The organism is Pandoraea commovens (assembly GCF_902459615.1).
In the GTDB taxonomy this organism is placed as follows: domain Bacteria; phylum Pseudomonadota; class Gammaproteobacteria; order Burkholderiales; family Burkholderiaceae; genus Pandoraea; species Pandoraea commovens.
The window spans coordinates 196653-222324 of record NZ_CABPSA010000004.1; the positions used below are offsets into that span (position 1 = coordinate 196653).

Sequence of the window (25672 nt, forward strand, 5' to 3'; positions counted from 1 at the left end):
GCCCTCGAGGTCCCGCGTGTCGTTCGGTGGTCGGCTCAGAATTCTCCGAAATCCGCGTGGAATGTCGGCAATTTCGATGGCCGTCGCTCCGAAATCACGTCTTGCTTTGTCATTCGGACGCGTTTTTGCCAAATTGTGCCGGTGAGCTTGGTATGATCTCGCGGTCAACGTCCACCCGAACTCTCATCAAACGTTCGCAGCAAACCCACAGGTTTTATGGAACAAGTAGAAGATCTCTTTACGCAACCGTCGGATGACGACACGCTAACGCTCGGCGCGTATGCCGAGCGCGCTTATTTGGACTACGCGATCAGCGTGGTCAAGGGCCGGGCACTGCCGGACGTCTGCGACGGCCAGAAGCCGGTCCAGCGCCGCATTCTGTTCGCGATGAACGAAATGGGCCTCGCGTCAGATGCTAAGCCGGTCAAGTCGGCGCGCGTCGTCGGCGACGTGCTCGGCAAGTTCCACCCGCACGGCGACCAGTCTGCTTATGACGCGCTGGTGCGTCTCGCGCAGGACTTCTCGATGCGTTATCCGCTCATCGACGGTCAGGGCAATTTCGGCTCACGCGACGGCGACGGCGCGGCAGCCATGCGTTACACGGAAGCCCGCCTGACGCCGATCGCCAAGCTGTTGCTCGACGAAATCGATGCAGGCACGGTCGACTTCGTGCCGAACTACGATGGTTCGACCGAAGAGCCGCGCCTGCTGCCTGCGCGCTTGCCGTTCGTGCTGCTCAACGGCGCGTCGGGCATTGCCGTGGGTCTCGCGACGGAAATTCCGTCGCACAACTTGCGCGAAGTGGCTTCGGCGGCTGTGGGGTTGATCCGCAATCCGAAGATGGACGACGCTGAGTTGATGACTCACGTGCAGGGACCGGACTTCCCCGGCGGCGGGCAACTGATTTCGAGCGCAGCCGAGATTCGCGCCGCTTATGAAAGCGGACGCGGCAGCCTCAAGATGCGCGCGCGCTGGAAGATCGAAGAAATGGCGCGCGGCCAGTGGCAGGCAGTGGTGTATGAACTGCCGCCGAATACGTCGGGCCAGAAGGTACTCGAAGAGATCGAGGAACTGACCAACCCGAAGGTCAAGCTCGGCAAGAAGTCGCTTACGCCGGAGCAACAGAACCTCAAGCAGTCGATGCTGGCCATGCTCGACGCCGTGCGCGACGAGTCCGGTAAAGACGCCCCCGTGCGTCTGGTGTTCGAGCCGAAGTCGAGCCGCATCGATCAGCAAGAATTCATCACGATGCTGCTCGCGCATACGAGTCTCGAGTCGAGCGCATCGGTGAACCTCGTGATGGTGGGCGCCGACGGACGTCCGGGCCAGAAGTCGTTGCGCGACATCATTACCGAGTGGATCGGCTTCCGCTTCGAGACGGTCACGCGTCGCACGCGTCACCGTCTGGGCAAGGTCGACGACCGTATTCATATTCTCGAAGGCCGGATGATCGTCTTCCTGAATATCGACGAAGTCATTCGCATCATTCGTGAGTCCGACGAGCCGAAGGCCGCGCTGATGAGCGCGTTCAGGCTGAGCGAGCGGCAGGCGGAAGACATTCTGGAAATTCGTCTGCGTCAGTTGGCGCGTCTGGAAGCGATCAAGATCGAGCAGGAACTGGCGTCGTTGCGCGACGAGAAGGCGAAGCTCGAAGATCTGCTCGCCAACGAAAGCACGATGAAGCGTCTGATCATCAAGGAAATCGAAACCGACGCGAAGCAGTTCGGAGACGATCGTCGCACGCTGATTCAGGAAGAGAAGCGTGCAGTCGCGGAAGCCCGCGTGGTCGACGAGCCGGTGACGGTCGTGGTGTCGGCCAAGGGCTGGGTGCGTGCGCTCAAGGGGCACGGACTCGACGCACAAGGATTCTCGTTCAAACAGGGCGATGCCTTGTATGGCGCGTTCGAATGCCGCACCGTCGACCCGCTGATCGCGTGGGGCAGCAACGGGCGCGTTTATTCGGTGGCCGTAGCCCAGTTGCCGGGCGGCCGTGGCGATGGCGTGCCGCTGACGTCGCTGATCGAACTGGAATCGGGTTCGCGTTTGCTGCATTACTACGCAGCCTCCGGCGATCAGCCGCTGCTGCTCGCGACGTCGTCCGGCTTCGGTTTCACGACCAAGCTCGGCGATATGGTGAGCCGCGTGAAGGCAGGCAAGTCGTTCATGACCATCGACGACGGGGCTGAGCCGCTCGCACCGACGCCGATCTGGCAGGGCGCCAGTGCAGTCGCGTGTCTGTCGAGCGACGGGCGTCTGCTTGTGTTCGGCATGGACGAAATGAAGGCGCTCACAGGCGGTGGACGCGGCGTGACGTTGATCGGTCTTGAAGCCAAGCAGACGCTGGTGTCGGTCGTGCCGATCAGCGAGGCGGGCGTGACGGTGTATGGCGAAGTGCGTGGTGGCAAGATTCAGTCCGAGACGCTGTCGGGCGCATCGCTCGCACCGAACATCGGCAAGCGTGCGCGCAAGGGCCGTTCGCCGAATGTGAAGTTTGCGACGTTCAAACCGCGTTCGCTCGAGCCGGTGTTGCCGGCCGCGCCGAAGGCATCCTGACGGAGTCCCGCATGAGCGTTTACGCCTTCAGTCTGTTCCTGCATCTGGTCAGCGTGGCCGTTTGGATCGGTGGGATGTTCTTTGCGCTGGCCTGTCTGCGGCCAGCGTCATCGGAGTTGTCGCCGCAGCAGCGTCTGCCATTGTGGGAGGCGGCGCTCACACGGTTCTTCACGTGGGTGGGCGTTGCCATCGTGCTGATCCTGCTGTCCGGCGGGCACATGATGATGGGCATGGGCGGTTTGCATGCCCGCTGGCCTGTGCATGCCATGGCGGGGATCGGCGTGCTGATGATGCTTGTCTTCGGTCACATTCGCTTCGCACTTTTCCCGCGGTTGCAACGGGCCGTGCAGGCGCAGTCGTGGCCGGACGGCGCGGCAGCCGTCAACGGTATTCGTCGTCTCGTGATTCTGAATCTCGTGCTGGGTATCGTTGTGATCGGACTGGCGGCGTCGCTTCGCGGCTGATCTCGGCGATCGCGGTGATTCAGACTGGCCGGGTTCCGTCGTCGACGGTCCCGGCCACCTCATGACACAGGGCGACGAACGCTTGCACGAGCGGGCTGTTGTCGTCGCGGCGCTTGCCGAGTAGCAGCGCCGAGTGCGCATCCGGTTCGCTGAAGTCCATGAAGTGCGCGCCTTCGATCTGAATGCAACGCACGGCGGCCGGTAGCACGGCAACGCCCAATCCACTTGCCGCGAGGGCGACGATGGTCGTCGACTCGCGCGCCTCCTGAACGACACGCGGTGTAAAACCCGCGCGCTCGCACATCCTCCGAATCTGCCCGTCGACTGCCGTCCCCACGCCGTTGGGATGCATGATGAACGCTTCGTTGGCCAGATCGGCAATCGACACGCTGGCGTGCTTTGCCAACGCATGGCCCTGATGCAGGACGACAACCAGCGCCTCGTCGATCAACGTCTCGAAACTGAGCCCTGCCACCGGTGGTGCGTTCTCTGCCTGGCGAAGCAGGCCGATGTCCAGCGTCCGTTCGATCAGGGCTTCGCGTTGGTGCTCCGACGGTGCCTCGCTGAGCGTCAGCGTCACACGCGGATAACGCTGACGGTAGGTCGTCAGTACGCGCTTCATCACGTTCGTCATGGGCGCCGACGTCGTGAACGCGATACGCAACTCGCCCGCATCGAGCCCGGCGATTTGCTGCACTTCGAGACGAGCTGCTTCGGCATCGGCAAGAATCTGGCGCGCACGCACAAGAAACGCACGTCCGGCCGGTGTCAGGAAGACGCGTCGTTGCGAGCGCTCGAAGAGCGGCACGCCCAACTCATCCTCAAGCGCCCGGATCTGCATCGATAGCGGCGGCTGCCCGATGTTAAGGCGCTGCGCGGCCCGGCTGAAATGCAGTTCCTCGGCGACGGTCACGAAGTAGCGTAGGTGACGCAGTTCCATACCTCAGGCCTCGATTGATCTGTTTTATATATAGAAATAAGGCTTAAATATATATTGGACGCGAGGTAACGGCAAACCTATCATTCGTCGTATACATTTCACCCTTGGTTCGCGCGAGGCGAGCCAGCGTCATGGCATCAACCAACTCCCTACCTTTGTCTTCCGGCGGTGCGTCCGCCGGTAGTGCGTCTTCCCTCAAACTACCGGCGGGCGTTGCGCGCGGTACGCGCGAATACGCCGTCATCAGCCGCGCCCTGTTCTTCGGTGGTTTTTCGACGTTCGCGCAGCTTTACTGCATGCAATCGTTGCTGCCCTTGCTGACGACCACGTTCGGCATTAGCCCGGCGCAGGCCAGCTGGTCCGTTTCTGCGGCCACGATGATGATGGCGCTCGGTTTGCTCGTGACGTGTGTCGCGGCCGATCGCGTGAGCCGCAAGCGAATGATGACGATTGCACTGCTCAGCTCGTCCGTCCTCACGCTGGCCAGCGCATTCTCGACGAACTTCGAGACCATCGTGATTCTGGCGGCGCTCAAGGGACTGGCCTTGTCCGGATTACCGGCCATCGCCATGGCGTATCTGAGCGAGGAAATCGATCAGCGCTCGCTCGGCATGTCGATGGGACTCTATATCGGCGGCAACATCCTTGGCGGGATGGCCGGACGAGTGATGGCGGCATTTGTCGCCGACATGTTCTCGTGGCGCGTGTCGGTGGGGCTGATCGGCCTCGTGTGTCTTGCCATGGGCCTTGAGTTTGCCCGGAGCCTGCCGCATTCGCGTCGCTTCACTCCGCGTCATATGACGGTGCGCGAAGCACTCGGACATGCGCGCCGTCATCTGGGCGACCCCGCGTTGCTCGGTCTATACCTGTTCGCGGGTCTGATGATGGGCAGCTTCGTCAGCGTCTACAACTATCTCGGGTTCTATCTGTCGGCACCGCCGTTTCATCTGCCGCATGCGGCCATCGGCGCGATTTTCACGATGTACCTGATCGGCGTCGTCGGGTCGTTCATCGCAGGGCCGCTGTCAGATCGCGTGGGACGCCCCCGTCTGTTGTGGGCGCTTGTTGCACTGGCGATGGTGGGGCTTTTCACGATGCTCGCGTCGCAGGTGTCCGGCGTGGTGATCGGTCTGGCGATCTTCACGTTCGGCTTCTTCGGTGCGCACACCGTGGCGAGCAGTTGGGTCGGCCGACGCGCCACGGAAGGGCGAGCGATTGCGTCCGCGCTGTATCTGTTCTTCTACTATCTGGGGTCCAGCCTGCTGGGCAGCTTCTCGGGCGTCATGCTCAAGTCGCACGGCTGGCATGGCGTGGTCGCGTTGCTGTCGGTGGCGGTGGTGCTGTCGCTGGGTGTTGCGATCGCCATGCGTCGTGCGTATGGGACGGGAAAACCGGCTGCCATCGCGTAACCGCTACCGGCACACGCATCCACATAAAACAACAGCCACCCTCGGGTGGCTGTTGTCGTATGCCGCGATGCCGTCAGGCAAGTTCGGCAATCAGTTCGATCTCGACACACGCACCCAGCGGAATCTGCGCCACGCCGAAGGCCGAGCGGGCGTGCTTGCCAGCCTCGCCGAACACTTCGCCGAACAGTTCCGATGCGCCGTTCGTTACCAAATGCTGCTCGGTGAATTCCTGCGTCGAGTTCACGAGGCTCATCAGCTTCACAATGCGTTTGACCTTGTTCAGGTCGCCCGTGTGGGCGTGCAACGTGGCGATCAGTTCGATGGCGGTAGCGCGAGCGGCCGCTTTGCCGTCTTCGACGCTGACATCCTTGCCGAGCTTGCCGGTCCAGATCTTGCCGTCCTTCTTGGGCAGGTGGCCCGAGAGGAACACGGTGTTGCCGGTCTGTGCGGCCATCACGTAAGCGGCGGCGGGGGCGGCGGACGACGGCAGTTCGATACCCAGTTGCTTCAGTTTGTCGTAGACGGACATGTACGGCTTCCTTGCAAATTCGTTAATTGAACAAAATCGGGGATCATCGATTCCGATGGCGGGTCAGGCGGCGCGGCGCGTGAGCGCATCGGCGATCAGCGTGCCAAGACGCGCGACACCGATTTCGATTTTCTCGGGCGGCACCGTGACGAACGACAGTCGAAGCGTATTAGATTGCGGCGTCCCCACATAGAAGGGCGCGCCGGGCACGAACGCGACATTCTGTGCGATCGCTTTTTCCAGCAACTGCATGGTGTCGATGCCTGCGGGCAATGTCAACCAGATGAACATGCCGCCCGCGGGTGTGGTCCACGTGGCGTCGGTCGGCATGTGATTCTTCAGCGAAGCCAGCATGGCCTGCGCCTGTGCGGCGTAGAGCGTGCGAATCGACGGGATGTGCGTGTCGAGAAAGCCGTCCTTGACCACTTCGTACGCGATGCGTTGCGTCAGGCTGGGTGTATGCAGATCGGCAGCCTGCTTGGCCTGCACGAGCTTGGCGATCACCGCCTTCGGGCCGATGATGAAACCGAGTCGCAACCCGGGTGCGAGCACCTTGGAGAACGATCCCATGTACAGAACGTGCTCCGGTGCGAGCGACATGAGGCTCGGCAAACGCTGGCCTTCGTAATCGAGTTCGCCATAAGGATCGTCTTCGATGATGGCCAGTCCGTCGCGTTTGGCGATGGCGGCCAGCGCTTCGCGGCGTGCCATCGGCAGGCGTCGTCCCGTCGGATTCTGGAAGTTCGGCATCGCGTACAGGAAGCGTGCGCCCGCCACCAGTTCCGGCGTCAGTGCCTCGGGCAGGAGGCCGTGATCGTCGGTCGGCACCGGCACGTACTTCGGTGCGAACAGCGAAAACGATTGCAGTGCGCCGAGATAGCTCGGTGCCTCGACAAGGACGCGGCTGCCTTCGTCGATGAATATCTTGCCGATCAGATCGAGGCCTTGTTGCGAGCCGGTGGTGATTAGTACGTTCTCAGGCGCAACCGTCAGACCGTCGCGTGAGTATCGCTTGGCGACCCATTCGCGCAAGGGTGCGAAGCCTTCCGTCGCACTGTATTGCAGTGCCGCTTGCGGCGATTCGGTCAGGACGCGATCAGCGGCGGCACGCATTTGTGCGACGGGAAACGTGGCGGGCGAGGGCAGGCCGCCAGCAAATGAAATGACGTCCGGGCGCTCGGTTACCTTGAGAATTTCGCGAATGGCCGAGCTGGTCAGATTGCGGGCGCGTTCGGAATATTGCCAATCGTGCATGATGGTCTCGCTTTGAGAGTGCGGCCTTTTCTGAGCGGCCGCGAGTAACGAGCGTTGCGGGTGCCGGGCGCGTGAAGGCAGGCGCAACGTCAGGGGGCTGACACGTCGCGGCGCAGGGATCGCATGCGCCGCGACGTGTCGTCAGACCGGTTTGCCCGTGAGTCGCGAGGCGCCGATCTTCATGTTTTTGCCGAGTGCGATGGTCAGCACGACACCGGCGGCAAACAGCCAGGTGACCGCATCGACTTGTTCGCCGAAAAAGAGGGCGGACAACGCAATCGTGAAGAAAATCTGAAGCAATTGTACTTGGCCCACGCGCGCGATTCCGCCCATGGCGAGACCGGCATACCAGGCGAAGAAGCCGATGAATTGCGAGAAGAGGGTGACGTAGGCGAACGCGCCCCAGGCCTTGCCGCTTACAGGCCACGGCTGCTGCCATGCAAGCCAGCCGACCGGCACCAGCAACACCGGCGCGGAGACTACGAGTGCCCAGCAGATCACTTGCCAGCCGCCCATGTCGCGCGCGAGCTTGCCGCCCTCTGCATAACCCAGCGCGCCGATGACGACGGCCAGCAGCATCAGTCCGTCCGCCGCATGCAGGCTACCGCCACCGGCGCGAAGCGCGAAGGCAACGACGAGGGCGCTGCCGAGCAGAGCAAACACCCAGAAGCCACGCGAGGGGCGTTCGCCGCCCAGCCAATATGCGTAGATCGCGACGAAGAACGGTTGCAGGCCGTTGACCACGGCCCCGTGAGACGCGGGGATGGTTTTCATGGCCCACGCCGAGAAAACGGGGAAGGCGATGATCACGCCGAGCGAGGTGATGGCCAGGCTCTTGACTTGCGACCACGTCGGCCACGGTTCCTTGCGCCACCAGAGCAGCGCGCCCGCGAAGACGGCCGCCACCAGCGCGCGTCCCAGTCCGTTAAGCAGCGGATTGACCTCCGCCACGACGATGCGCGTCATGGGCAACGTCAGACTGAAGATGAGCACGCCGATCAATCCGATCAGCATGCCCCGGGATTCGCGCGAATTCATGGTGTCGCCTCGTGGTTCTCTGTTGCTATGTTGTCCGCCCGCCATGCACTGTGTCGGGCGTTGGGGTCGGTTGTGGCCTAACGCAAGGTGCGTGGGCCGTTGGGAGTTTCGATTTCTGCGGCGAGCGACGGCTCGACCAGCGTCGCTTCGACGTTGACGAGGGCATCGGCACCCAGCCACTGCAATTGTTCTGCGATCACCGTTGCCTGCGGATGGAATCCACGCAGCGTGGTGACGGCGCAATCCGCGCACGGCAGCGCATCTGCCGGGTGTTGCGGCGAATCCCACTGGATCAGCGTAGGCAGAAGACCCTGCCCCACACCTTGCCACGACGGCAGGCTACCGTCGTCGGGCACGCCGATCTGCCAGGTCAGTGCGCCGCGCTGCATCGCCACGACCGGCGCCAGACGTTGCGGATACTGTGCCTGCCAGCGCGGCAGCGAACGCGGACGATCGACGCGCGCCACCCAGTGCGCAAGGTACGGGCCGCGCGCGAGGCGCTCCCGAACGGTCTCGTCGTCGAGTCCGAACCAGCGCGCACGACTCGGCGCGGGGGCTTCCGGATCGATGGCGATGATCTCGAGATAGGCACCGCCCCACAGACCTAGCAAACTGTTGTGCGTGCCCATGCGCGCGTGCTTACCGCCGCGTTGCGGCACGACGTCCGTGAGGCCAAGTTGCTCGATGACGTGCGCTTCGCCCGCTTCCAGCGTTTCTGCGGCGACGACAAGATGGTCCAGTTTCAGGGCGTGAGGTGCGGTCATGTTCGCTTCGGGCAGCAAAGACGGGCGACAAAAAACGATAGCTTACTCTGCCTGCGCGTCGATGCCGCGTCTTCCGAGGCCCGCGTCGGCAAGTCCGGCGGAGCGGTCCGCAGCACGATCTGCGCGTCCAGCGTTGCCGGAGTTACCCGCGCAAGAGTCGCGCTACCGTCCCGTCGGCCCGCTTCGTACGATTAGCCAGGCGCACCGCAACGTTGCGCCACACCAGCCGCAATCCGGTACCCAGTGCGCGTCCGCTGCCAGACGCGGAAAGCGTCTTTGCAGGCTGACTCACACGCATGCGCGCGCCTTCCTGCCAAGTACCCAGCCACACGCGCTGCCCGCCGCGAATCTCGAAGCTCTCGCCTGCACGCAGCCAATGGTCGTGCGGCTCGCCTTCCACGGTGAGCCAGAGCAGGCCCTGCAACACTTGCAGCGACTGCGGCGGTTCGGCAGCCGGGCTCTGCCAGACGACAGTCTGTTCCCGGTCCAGTTCGAAGAGTCGGATTTCACGCATGGCGGTCTCCAGTAGAGAGGACACTTTATCGGTTAACTCCGGTACAGTACCGATACAGATCGTGAGGTAATTCTCGGTACAGTTATGAGTTGACAGGGAAACTGGCTGGCGTAGAGTGGCGTTCCATGACCGGTAGGGGCAGACACTTCTATGCAGATGTGGCTGTCAACCGGGTGGGGTGCGCCGATCGCTGCCCCCGAAACAAACTGCACGCGCGGGCACGACCTGCGCGTGATGCGCATCTCGCGTGGCTTGCCGGAGCGCGACACAGGTGAATGACGATGACGACAACGAACCGCATTTCTCCGCTGATTCTTGCGGACAACGCCGCGCTGGACACCGCGCGAATGACGCTTGTCGATCAGTTGGTGCACTGGGCAAGGTTGCGTATTGAGGAGCGGGTTTTCCTGCCGGGCATGCGTATGCCGTCGATCCGTTCGCTGGCGGAAGACAAACGTGTTTCGCGTTTCTCCGTTGTCGAAGCGTATGAGCGACTGGTGGCACAGGGGTATCTCGAAGCCCGACGCGGCTCCGGTTTCTACGTACGCGAGCGACCGGTTATGCCGCCGCAAAATGCGGCTGCACCGATGGTTACGCAAGGGCCGCTCGACGTCGCCTGGCTCGTGCGCAGCATGCTGCATCAGGTGGCGCCCGAGCGCGGCCCGGGCATGGGGTATCTGCCTGCGACGTGGCTCGACGCGGACATGATGACGTCTGCCATGCGTTCGATGAGCCGCCAGTCGAGCGCGCATCTGCTCCAGGCAGGCAATCCGCTCGGCTTTCTGCCGCTACGTGTCCAACTCCAGACGCAACTCGCGGAGCTTGAAATCGGCGCGCGGCCCGACCAGATCGTGTTGACGTCAGGGATTACGCAGGCCGTGGACTTCTTGTTGCGGCTGTACGTACGTGCTGGCGATACGGTACTCGTCGGCGATCCGGCGTGGTTCGTCGTGTTCGGCCGTATCGCGTCACAGGGTGCCAATACGATAGGCGTGCCCTACACGCCGGACGGCCTCGACATGCAGGCGCTGGAGCGGCTCGTGCAGCAGCACCGTCCCAAGCTGCTCATTCTGAATTCGATTCTGCAGAACCCGACGGGCACCTCGCTGACGCCCGCCCGCGCATTCCAGATTCTCCGTCTCGCCGAGCAGTACGACTTCATGGTGCTGGAAGACGATATCTACTGTGATTTGTGTCCGCCACATCAGCAGGTGGCACGTCTGGCAAGTCTCGATCAGCTCAAGCGCGTGATCTACCTGGGGAGCTTTTCGAAGACCCTCGCGGCGAATTTGCGTGTGGCGTTCGTCGCCTGCTCTCCGGAGTTGGCGAAGACGTTCGTCGACCACAAGATGCTGTCGGGGTCGACCACGCCGGAAATCAACGAGCGTATCGTCTACAAAGCGCTGACCGAAGGGCATTACCGACGTCACGTGGAGCGGTTGCGTACCCGTCTGGACGAGGTTCGCGACGGCGCCCGACGCAATCTGGAGCGTATGGGGTTGCGTATGTTCGGCGAACCCACCTCAGGCATGTTCTTCTGGGCCGATACCGGCATCGACACCAACGCCATTGCGGCCGCCGGGCACGAGGCCGGTTTCCTGTTTGCGCCGGGGGCGTTGTTCTCGCCGCGTCAGGCCCCCAGCACGTGGATGCGCATGAATATCGCCTGCTGCAGCGATCCGTCCATGTTGTCATTCCTGTCGCGGCAATTGGAGTTGGCGGCATAAAGCGGCATAAGGCTGCATGAGCCGCTGGCGACGGTGACCTGTACGCCCGTATTCGTGCGCATGCTTTGGGCTTTTGCCGGGTCTTGCCGCTTTTCCCGCCAACTTCGCCCGATCGTCAGCAAAATAGCGCTGAAATAACCTTGCTGGCGGCCTTGAAATGCGCGTCGCCCGTCCCTATGTTCCGACCTGTACCGCCGTTGCGGCAGCGCGCGCAAGGCGCCCGGCGGCGGTCCAGGCTGACACGCCGGACATTCCATCCATCTCACCGATTCATGAGGGTTCCCGACCATGGCGCAAGAAACCATGAGCTTTCAGGCAGAAGTCAAACAGCTTCTGCAACTGATGATTCATTCGCTGTACAGCAACAAGGAAATCTTCCTGCGCGAGCTGATCTCCAATGCCTCGGATGCCGCCGACAAGCTGCGCTTCGAAGCGATCAACAACGCAGCGCTGTACGAGCAGGATCCGGAACTCAAGATTCGCGTGTCGTTCGACAAGGACGCCCGCACCGTCACCATCGAGGACAACGGCATCGGCATGAGCCGCGATGAAGCCGTCGAGCACCTCGGCACCATTGCCAAGTCCGGCACCAAGGAATTCTTCTCGAACCTGTCCGGCGATCAGCAGAAGGACGCGGCCCTCATCGGTCAGTTCGGTGTGGGTTTCTACTCGGGCTTCATCGTCGCTGACCGCATGACGGTCGAATCGCGTCGCGCCGGGCTGCCCGCCGCGGAGGGCGTGCGCTGGTCGTCGGCAGGCGAGGGCGACTTCTCGGTCGAGACCATCGAGCGCGCGCCGCGCGGCACCGCCATCACGCTGCATCTGCGTGAGGGCGAAGACGAGTTGCTGTCGTCGTGGCAATTGCAATCGATCATCCGCAAGTATTCGGACCACATTTCGTTGCCGATCGTGATGCGCGGCGAGTCGTGGGACGAAGAAAAGCAGGCGATGGTCACCGCCGAGACGGACGAGACCGTCAATCAGGCGAGCGCGTTGTGGACCCGCAGCAAGAGCGAGATCACCGACGAGCAATACACGCAGTTCTACCAGCACATCGCGCACGACATGCAAGCGCCGCTGGCATGGACGCACAATCGCGTAGAGGGTCGCAGCGAATATACGCAACTGCTGTACGTGCCCGGCCACGCGCCGTACGACCTGTGGGATCGCAACTCGCAAGGTGGCCTGAAGCTGTACGTGAAGCGCGTCTTCATCATGGACGATGCGGAGCAACTCCTCCCGAACTACCTCCGCTTCGTGCGCGGGGTCGTAGATTCGGCAGATCTGCCGTTGAACGTCTCGCGAGAAATCCTTCAGGAAAGCCGCGACGTGAAGGCCATCCGCGAAGGGTGCGCGAAGCGCGTGCTCGGTCTGCTGGAAGATCTGGCAGAGAACCAGCAGGATAAGTACACGCAGTTCTGGGGCGCATTCGGTCAGGTCCTCAAGGAAGGCACGGGCGAAGACCAGGCCAACCGCGAACGCATCGCCAAGCTGCTGCGTTTTGCGAGCACGCATAACGATACGGCCGAGCAGACGGTCTCGCTGGCCGATTACGTCAGCCGCATGAAGGAAGGTCAGGACAAGATCTACTACGTGACGGCGGAGAACTGGGTGGCCGCAAGTCACAGCCCGCATCTTGAGGTGTTCCGCAAGAAGGGTGTGGAAGTGCTGCTGCTGACCGACCGTGTGGACGAATGGATGCTCTCGTACGTCCATGAGTTCGACGGCAAGGCGCTCGTGAGCGTGGCGCGCGGTGATCTGGACCTGGGTTCGCTGGAAGATGCCAGCGAGAAGGAAGCGCAGGAGAAGACCAGCGACGACCTCAAGCCGCTCGTCGAAAAGATGAAGGAAGTGCTCGCCGACAAGGCCAAGGATGTGCGGGTGACGTTCCGTCTGACCGATTCGCCGTCGTGTCTGGTGTCCGACGAGAACGACATGAGCGGCACGCTTCAACGCCTGATGAAGGCGGCCGGTCAGAAGATGCCGGAGTTCCGTCCGATTCTCGAGATCAACCCGGAGCATGCGCTGATCAAGCGACTCACGGCCGAGAGCGCCGACCTCTCCGACTGGACACAACTCCTGTTCGAGCAGGCGTTGCTGGCCGAAGGTGGCAATCTGGAAGATCCGGCGACGTTCGTGAAGCGTACCAACGCGTTGCTGCTGTCTGCACGTTGATTGCATAGCGCAGACGACGGAGCCGTTTTGACGTAACGCCGTCTGCGTAGTGTTATCCGCGTAGCGATGAAAGCCCCCGTGACGTAATGTCGCGGGGGCTTTTTCTTGTCTGATGGAATCCGGCAATGGTCGGCAGGGCCTTTGTTTGCGGGGGGCGGAGTGCGCGGCAGACGGTGGCCGCGTGAGCGGCGCACCGACGCGTTGCACCTTTATAATGCCGAGCCATGACTTTCCGATTTGATGTAAGCGGGCGGCGCTGGCAGGCTGTCCCGGCACCGGCGCTGTCGCGTCGTCACAAGGACTGGTTGACCCGGGGCGGTGCGCTCACGCGTCATTTGTCCACGCTCGGCCGCGTGAGCGTGCGGGTGGTGGCCGAACGGGTAATGCCCGCCGACGCAGATCAATGCCGTGCGATTGGCGTGCCGTTGCGTACGCCGATGTGGGCACGCGACGTCATCCTGCTGGTCGACGACGAGCCGGTCGTAGTGGCGCACAGCGTCACGCCGCTCACGCATAGCCGTTCGATCTGGCAGGCGATGCGTCGCCTGCGTACCCGTCCGCTCGCCGATCTGCTCTATCACGATCCGACTGTCACGCGTTCCGTGCTGGTGTCCAGTCCGCTCGGCCCACGCCATCTGTTGCACGGTCGTGCGCGACGCGATGCACGGGACCCGCTCATGGGTACCAATCCGCGCGCACGGTTGTGGGCGCGTCGTTCGGTGTTCTTGCGTCACGGTGCGCCGCTGCTCGTCACTGAGGCGTTTCTGCCGCGCTTCTGGCGTCGTTTGCAAGCCTCGCATGGCGAGACGGTGAGCGATTGAGCGCCATGCCGACGCCGTCCGCGCTCCAACTCAAACGCAACTTTCCGCCGGTGGTGGACGCCAACACGCGTGTCCTGATCCTCGGCAGTTTGCCCGGCGAGGTCTCGCTCGCGCACCAGCAGTACTACGCGCATCCACAGAATCGTTTCTGGCATCTGGTGGGCGAGGTTCTGGGCGAATCCCTGCCGACGCTGCCTTACGATGCACGCCTCGATGTGCTGCGCGCACACGGCGTGGGGCTTTGGGATGTGGTGGCAGAGGCGCGTCGCGAGGGCAGTCTCGATAGCAACATCCGCTTGCATGCGGGCAGCGACCTCGCGGGCCTGATCGGCACCTTGCCGTCGCTGCGAGCGGTCGCTTTCAATGGTGGCACCGCGGCGCGCATCGGCCAGCGTGCACTCGCCCAGGGCAACGTGCCGTTGCCGGTTGTGCTGCTACCGTCGAGCAGCCCCGCCTATACGATCCCGTTCGCGACCAAACGCGACGCCTGGCTAGTGCTGCGGGACTGGCTGGGAACGCCGGACGTCTCATCTGCTCACTGAAGGCGACGTGAAACGTCGCGCTTGCGTAGGGGAGAACCGTGTCGCCGACAGGCGAAGCGCGTGAACCCGGTACAATGCGAACCCATCGGAATATCCCGAGCAATACTGAAGGACACATGACCCTCATCAAACGCAAATCCATCGAAGCCGAAGCGTTCGTCGCCGACGACCGTGCCGCCCGTTCACCGCGTCCCACGTACAAGCCGCGTTTCGCGCCGGTGACGTTCTCTGAAATCGGTGGCGTGCGTTACCTGCATTTCGGCACGGAATGGGTGCAAGGGGCGATGCGTCTGTCGAAGCCGGATCGTATCGAGCTGGAATACGCGCAGCAGATGATGGCGTGGTTGCTGTTCATGCGTGCACCGAAGCACGTGGTGCAACTGGGCCTTGGCACCGGCTCGATCACGAAGTTCTCGGCCAAGCAATTCCCGCGCACGCAAGTGACGGCGGTTGAGCTGAACCCGGCGGTGGTCGTCGCTGCCCGCACGATGTTCGATCTGCCGAGCGATTCGCGTCGATTGAAGGTGCTGGAAGCGGACGCGTGGGACTACGTCACCGATACAGCAAATCACGGTGCTGTCGATGTTCTGCAAATCGACCTGTACGACGCCACCGCGCGCGGCCCGGTCCATGACACCCCGGCGTTCTACAAGGCGTGCCGTGCCACGTTGCGCGAGCCGGGCATGCTGACGATGAACCTCTTTGGCGATCACGACAGCTATCCGAAGAACATCCGTCGTCTGCGTCAGGCGTTCGACAATCGCGTGATCGAATTCCCGGAAGTGCATGACGGCAACGTCATCGTGCTGGCGTTCAACGGTCCGCTGTTGTCGGTGGAATGGAAGGACGTGGAAGCGCGCGCCAAGGTGGTGGAAGCCGCGACCGGCCTGCCTGCAAAGCGTTGGGTCAAGCAACTTCGCGAGAAGAATGGCGACGGCGGTCCGGTACTGACGGTCTGACGTTGTCCGCGTAGCTACGCATCGCCGTATCGCAGAAGCCGCAATTTGCGGCAGACGTAAAAAAGCCAGCCGAGAGGCTGGCTTTTTCTTTTGCGCGACGTGCGGTCCCTAAGCGTCGGGACCGTGCAACCGCCTGCATCAGGCGGTGACTTCTTCAGGCGGCGACTTCGTCGATCGTCAGCGCCTCGCCACCGGCGACGATCGCCAGCAGGCGGTCGACGTTCGGGTGAGCGCCGGGGCGGTTACGCGCGTCTGCGGTATGCTCACCGAAGACTGCCAGGGCATGCTCGGCAGCCTTGGCGTCGAGCGTGCCGAAGGCTTGCTTGAGATAGTGGTAGACGGCGAGCGAGCCTTGCTTGCCCGGTGCATTTTCGATGGTGCCCACAACGGCGCCACTGGCATTGCGCAGGTCGATGCGCGCGATGCCTTCGATGCTGCCGATGGAGGCCATCTGGGCGAGGTTTTCCTTGAACACCGGGGTCGGTTCGATGACTGCCATGGTTGTACTGCTCCTGCGGTTACGTCAGATGAATTGAAATCGTTGCGGGCCGAATGTTATCACTCCGGCCCAGGCGGGATCAGGTGCGTCGCCATTGCAGAATCGCCAGCGTTACCACCCCGGCGATCAGTCCCCAGAAGGCGGACCCGATGGAGAGCAGCGTCAATCCGGAGGCGGTCACCATGAACGTGATAAGCGCGGCTTCGCGTTGCTTCATGTCGTGCATGGCATTCGCCAGTCCGTTCATGATCGAGCCGAACAGGGCCAGTGCTGCAATGGAGACGACCAGTGCCTTCGGAAACGCCGCAAACAGTGCAGCAATGGTCGCGCCGAATGTCCCGGCGATCAGGTAAAAGACGCCCGACCACACTGCTGCCGTATAGCGCTTCGCGGGGTCTTCATGCGCTTCGCGCCCTGTACAGATGGCCGCCGTGATGGCCGCAAGATGGATACCATGGGAGCCGAACGGCGCGAGCAGTACCGACGCAATGCCGGTTGTCGAAATCAACGGCGATGCGGGGACGTTGTAACCATCCGCACGCAGGACGGCGAGTCCGGGAACGTTCTGCGACGCCATCGCCACCACGAACAGCGGGATCGCGATGCTGATCGTCGCCGACAACGAGAACGACGGGGTGGTCCATACCGGCTTTGCCAGCGACACATTGAAGTGACTGAAATCGAGCAGGCCCAGTCCGCCGGCAACGGCTGTGCCCACGATCAGCGCCAACAAAATGGCGTAGCGCGAGGCGAGTCGTTTGACGATGAGGTACGTGAAGAACATGGAGAGTACGAGTGCCGTCTGGTGCTGCGCGGCGACGAAAATCTCCAGTCCGATGCGAAACAGAATGCCCGCCAGCAGCGCGGACGCCAACGCAGGCGGCACGCGCCGCATGATCGTCTCGAAGCCCCCCGTCAGTCCGCAGATTGCGATGAGCGCGTTGCAGACGATGAACGCGCCGATGGCCTCACCGTACGGCACACCCGGTAGCGACGTAATCAGCAGGGCAGCACCCGGCGTCGACCACGCGATAACAACGGGCGTGCGGTAGCGAAGCGATAGCCCGATGGTCGTCAATCCCATGCCGATGGACAGCGCCCAGATCCACGACGAGATTTGCGCCGGCGTAAGATGGGCGGCCTGTCCGGCCTGAAACATGAGGATGAGCGAGCTGGTGTAGCCGGTCATCATCGCCACGAAGCCGGCCACGATGGCCGATGGCGACGTGTCCGCCAGCGGGCGCAGCGGGGGCAGGGAAGTGGTGCTCGACGTCATGGTGGCGTGCTGTCTCTTTGGTTGCGTTGTTGTTGTGATGTACTGCGGTTCTGCCGCATTGTGCGGCGTGCCGTTGTGTGCGGACGGCGCGCGCTATGCCGTGCATCTGCCGTGTATCTGCGGAGTATCTGCCGTGACGCGGGGATTTCCGGGCTACTTGCTTAGGACCCGCATGGCCGATTCCAGCCCCGCCAGCGTAATCGGATACATACGATTCGCAAAGAGCTGGCGGATCACCGAAATCGACTGACGATATTGCCAAATGGCTTCCGGCTCAGGGTTGAGCCACGCGTGATGCGGATACCGGTCGATGAAGCGACGCAGCCAGACCGCGCCCGCTTCCTTGTTGTTGTACTCGACGGAGCCACCCGGTTGCAGAACTTCGTACGGACTCATCGTCGCATCGCCCACGAAGATCAGCTTGTAGTCGGCCGGATATTTGCGCAGCACGTCCCACGTCTCGAATCGCTCGTTGTGACGTCGGCGGTTCTGCCGCCAGAGATAGTCGTAGACGCAGTTGTGGAAATAGTAGAACTCGAGATGCTTGAATTCCGACTTCGCGGCCGAGAAGAGTTCTTCCGTGCGCGCGATGTGATCGTCCATCGACCCGCCCACGTCGAGCAGCATCAGCACCTTCACGTTGTTGTGACGCTCGGGCACCAGCTTTAGATCGAGCCAGCCAGCATTGGCCGCAGTGGAGCGAATCGTGTCGTCTAGATCGAGTTCTTCGGCCGCCCCTTCGCGCGCGAACTTACGCAGACGGCGTAGTGCAACCTTGATGTTGCGCGTGCCCAGCTCTACGGTGTCGTCGTAGTCGCGGTACGTACGTTGATCCCATACTTTGACTGCGGTGCGATTGCCGTTGCTCTCGCCGCCGATGCGGATGCCTTCGGGATTGAAGCCGCCATTGCCGAACGGCGATGTGCCGCCCGTGCCGATCCACTTGCTGCCGCCTTCGTGCCGCCCCTTCTGCTCGTCGAACAGTTGCTTCAGGCGTTCCATGAGCTTATCGAGTCCGCCCAGCGCCTGAATACGCGCCTTGTCTTCGGGGGACAACTCGCGTTGCATCCGCTTCTTGAGCCAGTCGAGCGGCACTTCACCGGAGGCGTCGACGATTTGCTGTACGCCTTTGAAGTACGCACCGAACGCCTGATCGAACTTGTCGTAGTGCTTCTCGTCCTTGATGAGCGAGAGGCGCGCCAGATAGTAGAACTCGTCGAGCGAGGGCGCGATCACCTGACGCTGAAGTGCTTCGAGCAGCGTCAGGTATTCCTTGACCGAGACCGGCAGTTTTGCCGCGCGCAAGGTGTAGAAGAAGTCGATCAGCATGACGTGGGCGCGCTTATCGGTTAGCGCGATTCATGAAGACGAGCCGCTCGAACAGGTGCATGTCCTGCTCGTTCTTGAGCAAAGCGCCCGCAAGCGGCGGAATGGCCAGTTTGTTGTCGGCGCTGCGAAGCGCTTCCGGGCCGATTTCCTCGGCCATCAGCAACTTGAGCCAATCGATCAGTTCCGATGTCGACGGCTTTTTCTTCAGGCCCGGGATCTCGCGCACTTCGAAGAACGTCGCCATGGCGGCGTTGACCAGTTCGCGACGGATGTTCGGGAAGTGGACGTCAATGATCGACTGCATCGTCGCCGGTTCCGGGAATTTGATGTAGTGGAAGAAGCAGCGGCGCAGGAAGGCGTCGGGCAGCTCCTTCTCGTTGTTCGACGTGATGATGACGAGCGGACGGTGGCGGGCCTTCACCAGTTCTCGCGTCTCGTAGACGTAGAACTCCATGCGATCGAGCTCACGCAGCAAATCGTTGGGGAATTCGATGTCGGCCTTGTCGATCTCGTCGATCAGCAACACGACCGGCTGGTCGGCCTCGAACGCTTGCCAGAGCACGCCCTTGACGATGTAGTTGGCGATGTCGCGAACGCGCTCGTCGCCCAGTTGCGAATCGCGCAGCCGTGAGACCGCGTCGTATTCGTAGAGCCCTTGCTGCGCCTTGGTGGTGGACTTCACGTGCCATTGCAGCAGCGGCATATCGAGGGCTGCGGCCACTTCCTCGGCGAGCATGGTCTTGCCGGTGCCGGGTTCGCCCTTGATGAGCAGCGGTCGTTGCAGCGTGGCCGCCGCGTTCACGGCGAGCTTGAGGTCGTCGGTGGCGACGTATTGGGAAGAGCCTTCAAAGCGCATTGTCAGAGCCGTCCGCAAACAGCCGGCCAACCGGCCGGGCAGGGAAAAAGTTCAGTATAAGACATTGCGCATATGGCTCGCTCGCACGTTGAAAATGTGCATTGACATCAATGGCTTGCGAAAAAACTTCGGAGAACTGTGCGGGTCAGCACCGAGTTTGCGCCTCGGAGGGTGTGGGTTACAATCGATTGCTTTTTTCACAGGTCGACCGCCTTGGAGCCGGGATGTCGATCTGCGTGTTGCGGGCCGGTATTCCAACCAAAAACGTTCCCAAGAAGACCATGAAAAAGTTCCTCACGATGATGGCGCTGGCGCTTGGCAGCACGTCGTTCATGTCGGTCAGCGCCCTTCATGCGGCCGAACTCAAGCCTGATATGGAGGCGGCAAAGAGCAAGGTGGCCATGTGCATTGGCTGCCATGGCATTGCCGACTATCGCACCGCGTTCCCCGAGGTGTATCACGTCCCCAAGATCGGCGGACAGAACGCGAAGTACATCGAAAACGCCCTGAAGGAATACGCGAAGGGCGATCGCAAGTTCCAGACGATGCATGGCATCGCAGCCACGTTGACCGAACAGGACATCGTCGACATCGCCGCGTACTACGCGGCGCAGACGGCGTCGACGCCGGTCAATCCCCAGAAGTAAAACGTGCGTGGCTGAGGAGAACACGATGAAGCATTCGATGCATTCGATGGCAAAGGCCGCTGCGGCGGTGTCCCTGACGCTGGGCGCGATGCTCGCCGCAACGAGCGGCAACGCAGTCGCCGCGGGCAATATCGCCAACGGTAAGGCGCTCGTCGACAAAGGCATGTGCGCCAGTTGCCACGGCGCCAACCTGAACGCGCCGATCACCCCGGAATACCCGAAGCTGGCTGGTCAGTACGCGGATTACGTCTATAACGCGTTGCGTGCGTACCAGAACGAACACAGTCTGGTGTATGGCCGCAGCAACGCCATTATGAAGACGCAGGTCATGTCGAATCCGGCGACGCTCGACAAGGACGGCAAGCCGCGTCCGTTCACGTCGCAGGAGCTGAAGGACATCTCCGCTTACATCGAGTCGCTGCCCGGCGATCTCGTGACGAAAAAGTAAGCGTTTCGACGTCTGCACGAAAAAACGACGGTTGCTGTCAAGGCAACCGTCGTTTGCTTTCGTGCTCTTGTCGGGGCAGCGTACGGTTAGTGCTGGCGGCACCACGCCGTTTGCGTGCTGCCGCAACCACCGGAGGGCGCTTAGCGCGATGCCTGCTGCTCGATACGCTGGAGGTAGGCGTCCGAGTCGGGCGGCTGACCGCTGCGCTGGGCTTCCCACAGGGTCTGCCCCAGACACTCCATGATGCGGTGCTGCGCCTCGTGCGGCGAGTCAAGGCGATTCGTCAGCTTTTCGTACGCGGCGCGGATACCGGGTGGCTGATCGATGGAGACCTGCTCGCTGATCGCCAGGTGCATGGACAAATGCAGGAACGGGTTGGTCTGGCCCGCTTCCGGCGAGTAATCGCGGGCGCTGGCGTCTTCGGTATCGGCAAGCGCGTCGTGGTACTCGGGGTGTTCGTTGATCCAGTCGGCGGCAATCGTTTCGAGCGGCGTCAGGATATTGCCATCACGCTGCTTTTGCCACGTGGTGCAGAAGAATTGCCGGACTTCGTCACGGCTCGGATTGAACATGGGGACTCCGTGGGGTTCTTTTGAGGCGTCTTGCGGCGCGCCTTGCCGTGGCTACAATGGCGAATCCGTTCGCACGATACGGAAAGACGCCAGGCGTGCCTGTGATGGACCGAACGCGCCAGCAACGCATGTAAAACACGCCGTATTGTCCCCCAAATCGCGTAATCATGTCGCAAAGCCCCCGTACCCCCACCGCAAGCACTGCACCGGATGGCGTTCCCGCCGCGCCTCACACGCCACCGTCTGCGTGGGGCGGCATCGCGTTGATCGCCATCTCGGCCTCGGCGTTCGGGGCGATGGCGATTTTCGCGCGTGCGGCCACGGCTTCCGGCGCCGACATGTTCGCCATGTTGCTGTTCCGATTCTTCGTCGCTGCCATGCTGCTGCTTCTCTGGTGCCGCATGCAGCGGGTCCGCTTTCCGTCGCGCCGCCAGTCGCTACATATCGCGCTGATGGGCGGCATCGGCTACGTCGGCCAATCGCTGTGTTTCTTTGGCGCGTTGCAGTATGCACAGGCGTCGCTCGTTGCATTGCTGCTTTACCTTTACCCGGTATTCGTCACGCTTCTGGCGGCCGTTTTTCTGCATGAGCGCCTGACATCGGTAAAGCTCGGCGCGCTGGTCCTGTGCTCGCTGGGGACGGCGCTGACCGTCGGCGGCGGTCAGGGGCAACCTCTGGGTATGGCGCTGGCAGTCGCCGCCGCGTTGATCTATTCGGGATACATCATCGTGGGCGCACAACTGACGCGGGGTGTCGACGCGCGAGCGACGGCAACGCTCGTTTGTCTTGCTGCAACGGTCTCCTTCGGCGTTCTGGCTGCGGTACGCAGCTCACAGGGACTGCCGTTGCGTTGGCCCGCAGAGATCGGTGGATGGGCGGCGCTCACCGCGATTGCCGTTTGTTCTACGGTCATCGCGATTCTGACCTTCTTCGCCGGTTTGCAACGTCTTGGCGCGGGACGCGCCTCCATGCTCTCGACGCTGGAGCCCGTCGTGACGGTGCTGCTCGCGGCCATGCTGCTCGGTGAAACGCTCACAGCGGGACAGTGGGCGGGCGGGGCACTCATTCTGGCGGGCGTGCTCTGGCTATCTGCGCGTGGGGCGTCGGCAAACGCTTGATTCCGTGGGTATTTTTGGCGCGCCTGCGTCCGCCGTGCGGCAACGGTACAATCGCCCTTCGTTCGCTATTCAACACCCGAGGTCATTCGTCATGAGCATCATTGCCAAAGAAGCCATCGCCCAGTTGTTCACCGATGCCCGCACGCACAACGTGTGGCTCGACAAGTCGGTCAGCGACGAGACGCTGCGCGAACTCTACGATCTGGTGAAGTGGGGCCCGACGTCGGCCAACACGACGCCCGCCCGGATTGTCTTCGTGAAGAGCCCGGAGGCGAAGGCGAAACTGATCGAATGCATGGCACCGGGTAACGTGGACAAGACACGTACGGCCCCCGTGACGGCCATCATTGCGTATGACCTGAAGTTTTACGAGCACCTGCCCAAGCTGTTCCCGAACGGCGCGGAGAAGATGGTGCCGATGTTCTCGGGTGATGCCGCCAAGGCAGCAGGCGCCGCCCATATGAACAGCTCGCTGCAAGGCGGATACTTTATTCTGGCCGCGCGCGCGTTGGGTCTGGATTGCGGTCCGATGGCCGGTTTCGACGCTCAGAAAGTCAACGATACGTTCTTTGCTGGCACCGAATGGCGTGTGAACTTCATCTGCAATCTGGGCTACGGCGATCAGGACAAGCTGTTCCCACGCAACCCGCGTTTGTCGTTCGACGAAGCGGCGCGCATCATCTGATGCAAGGTCGGTGACGCTTCGCGGCATCATTCGATGTGTGAAGCGTACAAACAAAACGGGCGGTCCCGATATCGGGCCGCCCGTTTTGTTTGTACTGCCGCCGTGGCTGACGTCGGCGAGCGCTAATGGCGTGTCACGCCTTCGGCGCAGGTGTTTTCGGCCGGAAGTCGCAGAGCGGTTCGATCGCGCAATGCCAGCACTCTGGCTTGCGTGCCTTGCATACGTAGCGGCCGTGCAAGATGAGCCAGTGATGCGCGTCGTGTTTGAATTCGCGAGGTGTTACGCGTTCCAGGGCCAGTTCGACGGCCAGCGGGTCCTTGCCGGGTGCCAGTCCCGTGCGGTTGGCGACACGGAAAATGTGCGTGTCGACGGCAATCGTGTCCTCGCCGAATGCGGTATTCAGTACCACGTTAGCGGTTTTGCGGCCAACGCCAGGCAACGCTTCGAGCGCTTCACGCGATCGCGGCACTTCCCCGGCGTGCTTGTCGAGAAGCAATTGGCAGGTGGCGATGACGTTCTTGGCCTTCGTGCGATACAGCCCGATCGTCTTGATGAAATCGGACACGCCTGCTTCGCCCAGCGCAATCATTTTTGCGGGGGTGTTCGCGACGGCGTAAAGCTTGCGGGTCGCCTTGTTCACGGAGACATCGGTCGCCTGTGCGGAGAGTAGTACCGCAATCAACAACTCAAAAGGCGACGTGTATTCCAACTCCGTCGTCGGTGTGGGATTGAGTTGTTGCAGCGTTTCGAACAGGGCACGGCGTTTGGCGTCGTTCATGGCGGGGGCGCGTGTGGCGTGGCGTTTGTCTTGTTATCGAGGACGACCCATCAATGGCCGGTTAGCCGTCCGTTCGAAGCGTCAGGGCTTCGCAGTTCTTACAAATGGGCGCTACATCAATCGTTGTCTTTGGCATTGTCGGTGCTGGGAGCGTCACCGTTTGCCTCAAACCCAAGTCGCTTACGGCGGGCTTCTGCTTCGTCGATCTGCGCCTGGACGGCCGCAGACACGTTCTCGGTGTTCTTGGGACCTAGGCCTTCGGCGGCCAGCGCAGCCTTCTTCTGGCGAGCACGTTCGAGCGCGGCCTGAATGATGGCTTGCTTGCGTGCTGCTGCCGTTGCCGCTTCGTCGGCGACGGGCGCCGCCCCTGCGGTTCCATCATTCGAAACCGACGATGTCTCCGCGCGAGGTGCCGCGACCTGCGGCTGGACGTTATCGGCGGCGGGCGTACTTTGCGGTCCCGGCGCAACGCGCGCAGCACGTGCCGCGAGACGGGCTTCACGTTGCGCCTTGTCCTTTTCCAGACGGGCCTGATGGGCCTCAAAGTGGGTGCGAGCCTCGTCGGCTTGCTTTTGCGACCAGGCGTCCCATCCTGTGCGCTCCCCGGTCACCGGCACCATGTCGATGCAGTCGACGGGGCAGGGCGGTACGCAGAGATCGCAGCCGGTGCAGCGGTCTTCGATGACCGTATGCATCAATTTGGCCGCGCCGACAATGGCGTCGACCGGGCAAGCCTGAATGCACAAGGTGCAGCCGATGCAGAGCGATTCGTCGATCACAGCCCGGGGGCGCGGGCGTTCGACCCCGTTCTCCGGATTGATTGCAATGACGGGACGGCCGAGCAACTTCGCAAGGCGCTCGACACCTTCGGCCCCGCCTGGCGGGCATTGGTTATAGCTGGCTTGTCCGCTCGCGATAGCGTCGGCGTACGGACGGCAACCTGCGTAACCGCATTTGGTGCATTGCGTCTGGGGCAATAGGGCATCGATGCGCTGAGCGAGCGCGCTGACTTCGGACACGTCTTTTGTGGGGGATTCGGCGGAAACTAGAATTATCCTGCATTTTGCAGAAACACTGAAACCGTTGTGCCATAATTCCGCCCGATGAGAACGACCGGCCGATCATGACAACATCAGAAACCAAGATCAAACGTGACCCGGAACGCACCCGACAGCGCATTCTTGCCGCTGCGATCGAGGAATTTGCGGAACGTGGTTCCAGTGGTGCTCGCGTGGACAGCATCGCACGCCGAGCCGACATCAATGAGCGAATGCTCTACTACTACTTCGGCAACAAGGACCAGCTTTATCTGGCCGTGCTCGAAGAGGTCTATGGCGAATTCAATCGTGCGGAACACGCGCTCAAGCTAGATCTGCTTGCGCCGCTCGAAGCCGTAGCCGAACTCGCCCACTTCGTGTGGGATTACTACGCCGATCACCCGGAGCTGATTCAGCTCATCAATAACGAAAATCTGCACGAGGCAAAGTCGATGCGTCAGTCGACGGAAATTCGCCAGCAGGTCTCGCCGATCGTGGAACTGCTCGCGCAGACCCTCAAGCGCGGTCAGGCCAGTGGCGAAATTCGTCAGAGCGTCGATCCGGTCGATCTGTACGTGACGATCTCGGCGATGGGTTATTACGTGATGTCGAATCGACATACGCTTTCCATTGTGATGGGACGCGATGTCATGAGCGACGAGTCGAGAAAGACGTACTCATCCTTCAATACGCAGATGCTGCTGGATTCGCTGCGCACGCGTTAAGCGGACGGCCGCG

Annotated in this window: 26 protein-coding genes; 13 read left to right on the forward strand and 13 right to left on the reverse strand. The window is 62.0% G+C overall.

What is annotated here, in order from left to right; genetic code table 11:
* Positions 1 to 216 precede the first annotated feature (216 nt).
* Positions 217 to 2553 (forward strand): DNA topoisomerase IV subunit A, encoded by a 2337-nt coding sequence (gene parC, locus PCO31010_RS13750; RefSeq protein ID WP_150664772.1) that lies wholly within the window; start codon positions 217 to 219, stop codon positions 2551 to 2553.
* 11 nt (positions 2554 to 2564) lie between these two features.
* Positions 2565 to 3017, forward strand: a complete 453-nt coding sequence (locus PCO31010_RS13755; protein WP_150664773.1) for a CopD family protein — start codon at positions 2565 to 2567, stop codon at positions 3015 to 3017.
* A 19-nt stretch (positions 3018 to 3036) separates the two neighbouring features.
* On the opposite strand, the gene PCO31010_RS13760 is transcribed toward PCO31010_RS13755, so the two are convergent.
* On the reverse strand, positions 3037 to 3957 hold the full coding sequence (locus PCO31010_RS13760; protein ID WP_150664774.1) for a LysR substrate-binding domain-containing protein: 921 nt from the start codon (positions 3955 to 3957) through the stop codon (positions 3037 to 3039).
* A gap of 131 nt (positions 3958 to 4088) precedes the next feature.
* Here PCO31010_RS13760 and PCO31010_RS13765 point away from each other — a divergent pair, with 131 nt between their 5' ends.
* Positions 4089 to 5366: an MFS transporter gene (locus PCO31010_RS13765; protein WP_150664775.1), complete on the forward strand. Its 1278-nt coding sequence runs from the start codon at positions 4089 to 4091 to the stop codon at positions 5364 to 5366.
* Positions 5367 to 5439: 73 nt separating this feature from the next.
* Here PCO31010_RS13765 and PCO31010_RS13770 read toward each other — a convergent pair whose 3' ends face one another.
* The 5 genes from PCO31010_RS13770 to PCO31010_RS13790 form a co-directional block, all read right to left on the reverse strand.
* Positions 5440 to 5895, reverse strand: coding sequence for a RidA family protein (locus tag PCO31010_RS13770; protein WP_150664776.1), 456 nt, complete (start codon positions 5893 to 5895; stop codon positions 5440 to 5442).
* 63 nt (positions 5896 to 5958) lie between these two features.
* Positions 5959 to 7149: an aminotransferase-like domain-containing protein gene (locus PCO31010_RS13775; protein WP_150664777.1), complete on the reverse strand. Its 1191-nt coding sequence runs from the start codon at positions 7147 to 7149 to the stop codon at positions 5959 to 5961.
* A 141-nt stretch (positions 7150 to 7290) separates the two neighbouring features.
* Positions 7291 to 8187, reverse strand: coding sequence for a DMT family transporter (locus tag PCO31010_RS13780; RefSeq protein WP_150664778.1), 897 nt, complete (start codon positions 8185 to 8187; stop codon positions 7291 to 7293).
* Between the two features lie 77 nt (positions 8188 to 8264).
* Positions 8265 to 8951 (reverse strand): VOC family protein, encoded by a 687-nt coding sequence (locus tag PCO31010_RS13785; protein ID WP_150664779.1) that lies wholly within the window; start codon positions 8949 to 8951, stop codon positions 8265 to 8267.
* Between the two features lie 142 nt (positions 8952 to 9093).
* Positions 9094 to 9465, reverse strand: coding sequence for a DUF2917 domain-containing protein (locus PCO31010_RS13790; protein ID WP_150664780.1), 372 nt, complete (start codon positions 9463 to 9465; stop codon positions 9094 to 9096).
* A gap of 281 nt (positions 9466 to 9746) precedes the next feature.
* Between PCO31010_RS13790 and PCO31010_RS13795 the strand changes: the two genes are divergently transcribed.
* The 5 genes from PCO31010_RS13795 (at position 9747) to PCO31010_RS13815 (ending at position 15689) form a co-directional block, all read left to right on the forward strand.
* On the forward strand, positions 9747 to 11192 hold the full coding sequence (locus tag PCO31010_RS13795; RefSeq protein WP_150576700.1) for an aminotransferase-like domain-containing protein: 1446 nt from the start codon (positions 9747 to 9749) through the stop codon (positions 11190 to 11192).
* 288 nt (positions 11193 to 11480) lie between these two features.
* Positions 11481 to 13367 (forward strand): molecular chaperone HtpG, encoded by a 1887-nt coding sequence (gene htpG / locus PCO31010_RS13800; protein WP_150664781.1) that lies wholly within the window; start codon positions 11481 to 11483, stop codon positions 13365 to 13367.
* A gap of 224 nt (positions 13368 to 13591) precedes the next feature.
* Positions 13592 to 14188: a chorismate--pyruvate lyase family protein gene (locus tag PCO31010_RS13805; protein ID WP_150664782.1), complete on the forward strand. Its 597-nt coding sequence runs from the start codon at positions 13592 to 13594 to the stop codon at positions 14186 to 14188.
* Between the two features lie 5 nt (positions 14189 to 14193).
* A complete protein-coding gene (locus PCO31010_RS13810) occupies positions 14194 to 14730 on the forward strand; it encodes a DNA-deoxyinosine glycosylase (protein ID WP_150664783.1) in 537 nt (178 codons plus the stop codon).
* A 116-nt stretch (positions 14731 to 14846) separates the two neighbouring features.
* Positions 14847 to 15689 carry a class I SAM-dependent methyltransferase gene (locus PCO31010_RS13815; RefSeq protein WP_039399362.1) on the forward strand — a complete coding sequence of 281 codons (843 nt, stop codon included), beginning with the start codon at positions 14847 to 14849 and terminating at the stop codon, positions 15687 to 15689.
* 154 nt (positions 15690 to 15843) lie between these two features.
* Here PCO31010_RS13815 and PCO31010_RS13820 read toward each other — a convergent pair whose 3' ends face one another.
* The 4 genes from PCO31010_RS13820 to PCO31010_RS13835 form a co-directional block, all read right to left on the reverse strand.
* Entirely contained in the window at positions 15844 to 16188 is a 345-nt protein-coding gene (locus PCO31010_RS13820; RefSeq protein WP_150664784.1) for a DUF2322 family protein, read from the reverse strand.
* Positions 16189 to 16267: 79 nt separating this feature from the next.
* Positions 16268 to 17464, reverse strand: coding sequence for a benzoate/H(+) symporter BenE family transporter (locus PCO31010_RS13825; protein ID WP_150664785.1), 1197 nt, complete (start codon positions 17462 to 17464; stop codon positions 16268 to 16270).
* Positions 17465 to 17617: 153 nt separating this feature from the next.
* Positions 17618 to 18793: a vWA domain-containing protein gene (locus PCO31010_RS13830; protein ID WP_150660489.1), complete on the reverse strand. Its 1176-nt coding sequence runs from the start codon at positions 18791 to 18793 to the stop codon at positions 17618 to 17620.
* Positions 18794 to 18806: 13 nt separating this feature from the next.
* Entirely contained in the window at positions 18807 to 19649 is an 843-nt protein-coding gene (locus tag PCO31010_RS13835; RefSeq protein ID WP_046291474.1) for an AAA family ATPase, read from the reverse strand.
* A 332-nt stretch (positions 19650 to 19981) separates the two neighbouring features.
* Here PCO31010_RS13835 and PCO31010_RS13840 point away from each other — a divergent pair, with 332 nt between their 5' ends.
* Together PCO31010_RS13840 and PCO31010_RS13845 are read left to right on the forward strand one after the other, a co-directional pair.
* Positions 19982 to 20296: a c-type cytochrome gene (locus tag PCO31010_RS13840; protein WP_370855785.1), complete on the forward strand. Its 315-nt coding sequence runs from the start codon at positions 19982 to 19984 to the stop codon at positions 20294 to 20296.
* A 46-nt stretch (positions 20297 to 20342) separates the two neighbouring features.
* Positions 20343 to 20744, forward strand: coding sequence for a c-type cytochrome (locus PCO31010_RS13845; protein ID WP_039403682.1), 402 nt, complete (start codon positions 20343 to 20345; stop codon positions 20742 to 20744).
* Between the two features lie 140 nt (positions 20745 to 20884).
* Here the strand turns inward: PCO31010_RS13845 and PCO31010_RS13850 are convergent, their stop codons facing one another.
* Complete coding sequence (locus tag PCO31010_RS13850; RefSeq protein ID WP_039399351.1) at positions 20885 to 21316, reverse strand: DUF1841 family protein; 432 nt, start codon at positions 21314 to 21316, stop codon at positions 20885 to 20887.
* Positions 21317 to 21483: 167 nt separating this feature from the next.
* Here PCO31010_RS13850 and PCO31010_RS13855 point away from each other — a divergent pair, with 167 nt between their 5' ends.
* Positions 21484 to 22434, forward strand: coding sequence for a DMT family transporter (locus tag PCO31010_RS13855; RefSeq protein ID WP_150664786.1), 951 nt, complete (start codon positions 21484 to 21486; stop codon positions 22432 to 22434).
* Between the two features lie 91 nt (positions 22435 to 22525).
* A complete protein-coding gene (locus PCO31010_RS13860) occupies positions 22526 to 23119 on the forward strand; it encodes a malonic semialdehyde reductase (RefSeq protein ID WP_150664787.1) in 594 nt (197 codons plus the stop codon).
* Positions 23120 to 23252: 133 nt separating this feature from the next.
* Here the strand turns inward: PCO31010_RS13860 and nth are convergent, their stop codons facing one another.
* The gene (nth, locus tag PCO31010_RS13865) at positions 23253 to 23897 is read right to left on the reverse strand and encodes an endonuclease III (protein ID WP_150664788.1); all 645 of its coding nucleotides are present in this window, start codon (positions 23895 to 23897) and stop codon (positions 23253 to 23255) included.
* Positions 23898 to 24013: 116 nt separating this feature from the next.
* A complete protein-coding gene (gene rsxB, locus PCO31010_RS13870; RefSeq protein ID WP_150664789.1) occupies positions 24014 to 24916 on the reverse strand; it encodes an electron transport complex subunit RsxB in 903 nt (300 codons plus the stop codon).
* Between the two features lie 104 nt (positions 24917 to 25020).
* On the opposite strand from rsxB, the gene PCO31010_RS13875 reads away from it, so the two are divergent.
* Positions 25021 to 25659 carry a TetR/AcrR family transcriptional regulator gene (locus tag PCO31010_RS13875; protein WP_150664790.1) on the forward strand — a complete coding sequence of 213 codons (639 nt, stop codon included), beginning with the start codon at positions 25021 to 25023 and terminating at the stop codon, positions 25657 to 25659.
* The last annotated feature ends 13 nt before the right edge of the window (positions 25660 to 25672 follow it).

Coding starts and splice junctions, on each gene's coding strand:
- parC (WP_150664772.1), top strand. CDS start 217: ATGGAACAAGTAGAAGATCTCTTTACGCAACCGTCGGATGACGACACG.
- PCO31010_RS13855 (WP_150664786.1), top strand. CDS start 21,484: ATGTCGCAAAGCCCCCGTACCCCCACCGCAAGCACTGCACCGGATGGC.
- PCO31010_RS13810 (WP_150664783.1), top strand. CDS start 14,194: ATGCCGACGCCGTCCGCGCTCCAACTCAAACGCAACTTTCCGCCGGTG.
- PCO31010_RS13755 (WP_150664773.1), top strand. CDS start 2,565: ATGAGCGTTTACGCCTTCAGTCTGTTCCTGCATCTGGTCAGCGTGGCC.
- PCO31010_RS13775 (WP_150664777.1), bottom strand. CDS start 7,149: ATGCACGATTGGCAATATTCCGAACGCGCCCGCAATCTGACCAGCTCG.
- PCO31010_RS13795 (WP_150576700.1), top strand. CDS start 9,747: ATGACGACAACGAACCGCATTTCTCCGCTGATTCTTGCGGACAACGCC.
- PCO31010_RS13875 (WP_150664790.1), top strand. CDS start 25,021: ATGACAACATCAGAAACCAAGATCAAACGTGACCCGGAACGCACCCGA.
- PCO31010_RS13845 (WP_039403682.1), top strand. CDS start 20,343: ATGGCAAAGGCCGCTGCGGCGGTGTCCCTGACGCTGGGCGCGATGCTC.
- PCO31010_RS13785 (WP_150664779.1), bottom strand. CDS start 8,951: ATGACCGCACCTCACGCCCTGAAACTGGACCATCTTGTCGTCGCCGCA.
- PCO31010_RS13790 (WP_150664780.1), bottom strand. CDS start 9,465: ATGCGTGAAATCCGACTCTTCGAACTGGACCGGGAACAGACTGTCGTC.
- PCO31010_RS13840 (WP_370855785.1), top strand. CDS start 19,982: ATGTCGGTCAGCGCCCTTCATGCGGCCGAACTCAAGCCTGATATGGAG.
- PCO31010_RS13860 (WP_150664787.1), top strand. CDS start 22,526: ATGAGCATCATTGCCAAAGAAGCCATCGCCCAGTTGTTCACCGATGCC.
- PCO31010_RS13835 (WP_046291474.1), bottom strand. CDS start 19,649: ATGCGCTTTGAAGGCTCTTCCCAATACGTCGCCACCGACGACCTCAAG.
- PCO31010_RS13760 (WP_150664774.1), bottom strand. CDS start 3,957: ATGGAACTGCGTCACCTACGCTACTTCGTGACCGTCGCCGAGGAACTG.
- PCO31010_RS13780 (WP_150664778.1), bottom strand. CDS start 8,187: ATGAATTCGCGCGAATCCCGGGGCATGCTGATCGGATTGATCGGCGTG.
- PCO31010_RS13770 (WP_150664776.1), bottom strand. CDS start 5,895: ATGTCCGTCTACGACAAACTGAAGCAACTGGGTATCGAACTGCCGTCG.
- htpG (WP_150664781.1), top strand. CDS start 11,481: ATGGCGCAAGAAACCATGAGCTTTCAGGCAGAAGTCAAACAGCTTCTG.
- PCO31010_RS13805 (WP_150664782.1), top strand. CDS start 13,592: ATGACTTTCCGATTTGATGTAAGCGGGCGGCGCTGGCAGGCTGTCCCG.
- PCO31010_RS13825 (WP_150664785.1), bottom strand. CDS start 17,464: ATGACGTCGAGCACCACTTCCCTGCCCCCGCTGCGCCCGCTGGCGGAC.
- PCO31010_RS13820 (WP_150664784.1), bottom strand. CDS start 16,188: ATGGCAGTCATCGAACCGACCCCGGTGTTCAAGGAAAACCTCGCCCAG.
- PCO31010_RS13815 (WP_039399362.1), top strand. CDS start 14,847: ATGACCCTCATCAAACGCAAATCCATCGAAGCCGAAGCGTTCGTCGCC.
- PCO31010_RS13830 (WP_150660489.1), bottom strand. CDS start 18,793: ATGCTGATCGACTTCTTCTACACCTTGCGCGCGGCAAAACTGCCGGTC.
- PCO31010_RS13850 (WP_039399351.1), bottom strand. CDS start 21,316: ATGTTCAATCCGAGCCGTGACGAAGTCCGGCAATTCTTCTGCACCACG.
- PCO31010_RS13765 (WP_150664775.1), top strand. CDS start 4,089: ATGGCATCAACCAACTCCCTACCTTTGTCTTCCGGCGGTGCGTCCGCC.
- nth (WP_150664788.1), bottom strand. CDS start 23,897: ATGAACGACGCCAAACGCCGTGCCCTGTTCGAAACGCTGCAACAACTC.